The organism is Vibrio rumoiensis, assembly GCF_002218045.2.
Classification (GTDB): Bacteria; Pseudomonadota; Gammaproteobacteria; order Enterobacterales; family Vibrionaceae; genus Vibrio; species Vibrio rumoiensis.
Genome location: NZ_AP018685.1, coordinates 2,761,936 through 2,768,302 on the forward strand (window position 1 = coordinate 2,761,936; position 6,367 = coordinate 2,768,302).

The 6,367-nt window shown below is 41.4% G+C and carries 8 protein-coding genes; all 8 read right to left on the reverse strand.

Annotated elements, in window-relative coordinates:
* Positions 1-13: 13 nt before the first annotated feature.
* Positions 14-484 (reverse strand): F0F1 ATP synthase subunit B, encoded by a 471-nt coding sequence (gene atpF / locus VRUMOI_RS12580; protein WP_089138010.1) that lies wholly within the window; start codon positions 482-484, stop codon positions 14-16.
* 50 nt (positions 485-534) lie between these two features.
* A complete protein-coding gene (gene atpE, locus VRUMOI_RS12585) occupies positions 535-777 on the reverse strand; it encodes a F0F1 ATP synthase subunit C (protein WP_017024253.1) in 243 nt (80 codons plus the stop codon).
* A 46-nt stretch (positions 778-823) separates the two neighbouring features.
* Positions 824-1,600, reverse strand: coding sequence for a F0F1 ATP synthase subunit A (gene atpB / locus VRUMOI_RS12590; protein WP_089138011.1), 777 nt, complete (start codon positions 1,598-1,600; stop codon positions 824-826).
* A 12-nt stretch (positions 1,601-1,612) separates the two neighbouring features.
* The gene (locus VRUMOI_RS12595) at positions 1,613-1,960 is read right to left on the reverse strand and encodes an ATP synthase subunit I (RefSeq protein ID WP_089138012.1); all 348 of its coding nucleotides are present in this window, start codon (positions 1,958-1,960) and stop codon (positions 1,613-1,615) included.
* A 150-nt stretch (positions 1,961-2,110) separates the two neighbouring features.
* Entirely contained in the window at positions 2,111-2,995 is an 885-nt protein-coding gene (locus VRUMOI_RS12600) for a ParB/RepB/Spo0J family partition protein (RefSeq protein WP_089138013.1), read from the reverse strand.
* Positions 2,996-3,031: 36 nt separating this feature from the next.
* A complete protein-coding gene (locus VRUMOI_RS12605; protein WP_089138014.1) occupies positions 3,032-3,814 on the reverse strand; it encodes a ParA family protein in 783 nt (260 codons plus the stop codon).
* A gap of 10 nt (positions 3,815-3,824) precedes the next feature.
* Entirely contained in the window at positions 3,825-4,475 is a 651-nt protein-coding gene (rsmG, locus tag VRUMOI_RS12610) for a 16S rRNA (guanine(527)-N(7))-methyltransferase RsmG (RefSeq protein ID WP_089138015.1), read from the reverse strand.
* Positions 4,472-6,367: a tRNA uridine-5-carboxymethylaminomethyl(34) synthesis enzyme MnmG gene (mnmG, locus tag VRUMOI_RS12615; protein ID WP_089138016.1), complete on the reverse strand. Its 1,896-nt coding sequence runs from the start codon at positions 6,365-6,367 to the stop codon at positions 4,472-4,474. The genes rsmG and mnmG overlap by 4 nt, the downstream gene beginning before the upstream one ends.

The following is a 6,367-nucleotide window of genomic DNA, read 5'->3' on the forward strand; positions in this document are numbered from 1 at the left end:
GCTGCCCCTCTAGTTACAATTTTGCAGTAATATCGTCGAGAATATCTTGGTTTACGCTCTGATCAATAGAACGCTCCAGAATTTTCTCAGCACCGGCGATCGCTAATACAGCGACTTGCTTACGAAGTTCATCGCGAGCGCGATTGCGTTCAGTTTCAATTTCAGCACGGCCTTGATCTAGGATCTTTTGACGCTCAGTTTGAGCTTCAAGTTGGCTTTCTTCTAAAATCTGACTTTTACGCTTATTCGCTTGCTCGATGATCTCAGCAGCCGCTTTTTTTGCTTCTTTCAATTTATCTGAAGCATTAGCTTGCGCCAGGCTCAAGTCTTTAGCTGCGCGGTCAGCGGCTGCTAAACCATCAGCAATATTTTTCTGACGATTTTCGATTGCTGCCATTAGTGGCGGCCATACATATTTCATGCAGAACCACACAAACAGCACGAATGCTATCGCTTGACCTAACAGAGTTGCGTTAATGTTCACCGCACACTCTCCTTTGTTTGCAATTTAAAAACAAATACCGGGATGAAAAGTTATCCGGCGACCGCAAACATCACATACAGACCTAGACCAACAGCGATCATTGGAATCGCATCCACAAGGCCCATTACGATGAAGAACTGAGTACGTAGTAGAGGGATAAGATCTGGTTGGCGAGCTGCACCTTCTAGGAATTTACCACCTAGCATACCGATACCGATAGCTGCACCAATTGCCGCTAGACCCATCATGATAGCCGCAGCAATGTACAGCAGATCCATGTTTAAGTTTTCCATTTATAACTCCAAGTTTTATCTGAATGTTATGTAAAAAATTTTTTGATTAATGTTCTTCTGATGCTTGCGATAGGTACACTATCGTCAAAATCATAAAGATAAATGCCTGTAGGGTGATGATCAATATGTGGAAAATCGCCCATGGCACGGAGAGAACCCATTGAGACCACCAAGGCAGAAGCCCTGCGATCAGAATGAAAATCAACTCACCCGCATACATATTACCGAATAAACGCAAGCCTAAAGAGACCGGTTTAGCCAGTAAAGTTACCCCTTCCAAAATTAGGTTAATTGGAATAAAAGCCCAATGATTGAAAGGTTGTAAACCTAACTCTTTAGCAAACCCTGTGATACCTTTCATTTTGATGCTATAGAATAAAATCAAAATAAATACACCAAGAGACATCGACATCGTAATGTTAACGTCAGCGGTAGGTACGACACGTAAATAAGGAATTCCCAAAAGAGTCGCAGTATGTGGAAGAAAATCGACCGGAATAAGATCCATTAGGTTCATTAGAAATACCCATCCGAAGACGGTTAAAGCTAATGGAGCAACTAATGCGTTCTTTCCATGGAAAATATCTTTTACTGAGGCATCAACAAACTCGACGACCATCTCGACAAAGCACTGAAGCTTTCCTGGTACACCGCTAGTGGCTTTTTTGCCAACGCGGTAAAAGATCCACATCATTAACGAGCCTAAAACGACCGAAAAGATTAATGAATCAATATTAAACGTCCAGAAACCGCTACCAGCTTGTAAGTTCGTAAGATGGTGTGAGATGTACTCCTGAGGAGTTAATTCACCTGAACCAGCCATTAGATATCCTGTCTAATTACGTTTGATAAAACCAAATGACATAATGCATTGCACAACAAAAGCTAAGATATAGCCTGAAAAGAAAGTAATAAGATGCACTTCCGTGTACTTGAAAAAATACACAAAGAGAGCAACGGTGATTACAAACTTATAAGCTAAACCTATATAGGCTTTCGCCATTACTTTTGCTGCCGTATCCGCGCCAGGCTTGTTTAAATACAAACTTGTTACGATATACGGGACGCAGTACACCAGCCCCCCAAAAATGGCAGATTGACTCGCCATATCTCCCTGAACATACAAACTGATCAAGCTTAACGCGCCAACAACAATAAACTGAGTTAAAACTAAAAAATACATTCTATTTACACCCAATTACACTTATTTTTGGCTCAGTTGTATGCGCAGAACATACTACACCTTACTTTGCTTCTAATACAGAAAAGAGCAAGGCGTAAAATGATTATTTTCACATTCTGTTAATTGTTTAGCGATATTATAGTAACAGAGTTAATTTATCCCTAACTTTGTGTTAAGGAGGGTCTCAAGCTGTTCAATATCTTCAAAATCAATGGTAACTTTGCCTTTACCTTTGGCATTTCGGCGAATAACCACCTTAGTTCCAAATTGCTCTGATAACTTTTCCGCTAAACCTAATGCCGGAATATCATCCTCAACAGGCTTGATTTCCACTGGCTCTAAATGTTTTTTGACTAGCGCTTCAGTTTGTCTAACGGTTAATTTCTTAGCAACTACAATTTTTGCAACATTACTTTGATCACATAATTCAAGTGATAATAGGGCCCGCGCATGCCCCATTTCTAATTGTTTTGATATAACGCAATGCTTTACCTCTTCATCAAGCGTATTGAGGCGCAGTAAATTCGTCACAGCAGTACGAGATTTACCTATCGCATCAGCCACTTGTTGATGCGTTAATTCAAACTCTTTTTGTAGCCTTTCGAGTGCTTGAGCTTCTTCAATCGCATTCAAATTTTCGCGTTGAATATTTTCAATTAACGCCATGGCAATAGCAGCGCGATCTTGGACGTTTTTTACCACACAAGGTACTTGATTCAATCCGGCTAACTTCGCGGCTCGCCAACGACGCTCACCGGCAATGATTTCATATTGAGATTCATTAAGTCTGCGGACGACTAAAGGTTGAATAATACCTTGAGAACGAATTGACGACGATAATTCTTCCAGAGCTTCTGGTTGAATATCTTTTCTAGGTTGGTATTTACCCGGGGATAATTGAGAAACAGAAATATCAGCCAAATGGCCTTCAGAAGAGAGAGCTTGGCTATGTGCCACTTTTTGTTGTTTTTCTCGAGCTAATGAGCTGGTAGAAAGCAGGGCATCAAGACCTTTACCTAAACCACGTTTAGACATCTGAGGATTTTCCTTTATTTCTTATAATCAATAGGGTTAAGCCATGAGTGCTTGCGCTTCTTCGCGACGCAGCATTTCTCCGGCTAAAGCTAAATAAGCTTTAGAGCCTGCGGAATATTTATCATAATACATGGCAGGTTTACCATGGCTCGGTGCTTCAGCTAAGCGCACATTACGTGGAATAACAGTACGGTACATTTTATCGCCAAAGTGTTTTTTTAGCTGTTCAGAAACATCGTTAGCTAAACGGTTTCTAGGGTCAAACATGGTACGCAAAACCCCTTCAATTTTTAAATCATGATTAACTACAGCGGCTAATTTACTAATTGTGTCCATTAATGCGGTTAAGCCTTCTAAAGCAAAATATTCACATTGCATTGGCACTAAAACGGAATGGGAAGCCGCCATGGCATTAACGGTCAATAAATTCAGCGCAGGTGGGCAATCAATAAAGATATAATCGTACTGTTGCCATACATCTGACAACGTATTTTTAAGGCGCAGTTCGCGAGCAAACACTTCCATTAATTGGATTTCAGCGGCCGTCACATCACCATTGGCGGCAATCAGGTCGTAACCAGCTGGCGTATTGCGGCACACCACTTCATCAAATGGTGTTTGTTCCACTAAAAGATCATAAGCCGTAAAATCAACATCATACTTATCGATGCCACTCGCCATCGTCGCATTGCCTTGTGGATCTAAATCGATAACTAATACGTTTCTTTTCGTTGCAGCCATCGATGCAGCAAGGTTAACGCACGTTGTCGTTTTCCCTACACCACCTTTTTGATTGGCAATTGAAATGATTTTACCCACGAATACCTCGTTATCCCTTTTTTTCCAAAATGATTAAGTGACGATCACCCTCTAACTCTGGAACTTGCAATACATGCACCTGAGAAACCGCTAATGATTCAGGTAATTGTGCTATTTCATCTTCTGGTAATTGGCCTTTTAACGCAAGAAAAACGCCTTGATCGGTTTTTGGTAGATGATGGCACCATTCTACCATATCCATCATAGAAGCAAACGCACGGCTAATCACACCGTCAAAACCCACTTCAGGTTCGAACTCTTCCACTCTACTTTGAATGGGTTCAACATTATTGATCCCAAGTTCATGCAAGACTTGTTTTATAAAACGAATGCGTTTGCCTAAACTATCAAGCAACGTAAATTGATAACTTGGGTTCATTATTGCCAGTGGGATTCCAGGTAAGCCTGGGCCTGTACCGACATCAATAAAACGCTCCCCCACTAAAAATGGGCTCACAACGATACTATCCATAATATGTTTAACCAACATATCCATCGGATTACGCACTGATGTTAAGTTATAAGCTTTATTCCACTTATTCAACATTTGAACGTAACCAGCAAGTTGATCACGTTGCAATTCAGAAACCTCAAGATCCGTTTGAGATAATAAACGATCAAGTTTTTCTCTCAATGGTTGATTCGTTAAACTGGGATTCATGCAGCATCCCCTTTCTTCAACTGACCTTGTTTCTTTAAATGTACCAACAAAATAGAAATCGCCGCAGGCGTAATACCTGAAATACGCGAAGCAATCCCAATCGTTTCTGGTTTTGCGCTATTTAATTTCGCGACCACTTCGTTTGATAAACCTTTTACCTGAGCATAATCGAGCTCAACCGGTAATTTGGTATTTTCATGACGCAGTGATTTTTCAATTTCTTCTTTTTGGCGCTGAATATATCCTTCGTATTTAACTTGGATCTCAACTTGTTCTGTCGCTTGAGGATCTTCCATCGTAGAAGAGAACACCTCTAAAGAGCTTAATTTCTCATAAGTCATTTCAGGGCGACGAAGAAGATCTTCACCATTCGCTTCTCGCGTAATTGGTGTTTTGAGTAATTGGTTTAACGTATCGATATTGGCAGATTTAGGGTTTACCCAAATATCTTTTAGACGCTGGCGCTCAAGCTCCATATTTTCAACTTTTTGATTAAAGCGCGCCCAACGAGCATCATCGACTAAGCCTAGTTCACGACCTTTTTCGGTTAAACGTAAGTCGGCATTATCTTCACGTAGTAACAAACGGTATTCCGCACGAGAAGTGAACATTCGATAAGGTTCTTTGGTACCCATGGTTGAGAGATCATCAATCAGTACGCCCATGTAAGCTTCGTCGCGACGTGGGCTCCATGAGTCTTTACCTTGAGTGAACAAAGAGGCATTAAGACCCGCCATCAAGCCTTGAGCAGCCGCTTCTTCATAACCGGTTGTACCGTTAATTTGGCCAGCAAAGAATAGACCTGAAATAAATTTGGTTTCATAGCTCTGCTTCAAATCGCGAGGATCAAAGAAATCATACTCAATCGCATAACCTGGACGAACGATCTGAGCATTTTCAAATCCTTTCATTGATTGAACGATCTTTACTTGAACATCAAACGGCAAACTGGTTGAAATGCCATTTGGGTATAATTCAGTGGTGGTTAAACCTTCTGGTTCAATGAAAATTTGATGGCTGTTTTTATCAGCAAATCGCATCACTTTATCTTCAATTGAAGGGCAATAGCGTGGGCCGATACCTTCAATGACACCGGAGTACATCGGGCTACGATCTAAATTCGCACGGATCACATCGTGAGTTTGTTCATTGGTATGAGTAATAAAACATGGGATCTGCTGTGGATGATCGCTTTGTTTGCCCATAAAAGAAAAAACAGGGGTAGGATTATCACCATGTTGTTTTTCTAGAATATCAAGGTTTACCGTACGAGCATCAATACGAGGTGGTGTGCCAGTCTTGAGGCGATCAACTCGGAATGGAAGAGAGCGTAAACGATCCGCCAATGCGATGGAAGGTGGATCGCCTGCACGGCCACCTGAGAAGTTTTCCATACCAATATGAATCTTACCGCCAAGGAAAGTTCCGACGGTTAGCACAACGGCTTTCGCTTTGAATTTTAAGCCCATTTGAGTGACCACACCGGTCACTTGATCATTTTCAACGATCACATCATCAACCGCTTGTTGAAAAAGACTTAAATTAGGCTGGTTTTCTAACGTCGTACGGACAGCATTTTTATATAAAATACGATCAGCTTGCGCACGAGTTGCTCGTACTGCAGGACCTTTTGATGCGTTTAACGTTCTAAATTGAATGCCGCCTTTATCAATGGCTTGTGCCATTAATCCGCCTAGAGCATCGACTTCTTTTACTAAGTGCCCTTTGCCAATTCCGCCAATCGCTGGGTTACATGACATTTGACCTAAAGTGTCGATATTGTGAGTCAACAGCAATGTCTTTTGGCCTGTACGAGCAGACGCAAGAGCAGCTTCCGTTCCAGCATGGCCACCACCAACGACGATGACGTCAAAGTTTTCGTGATAAAACAT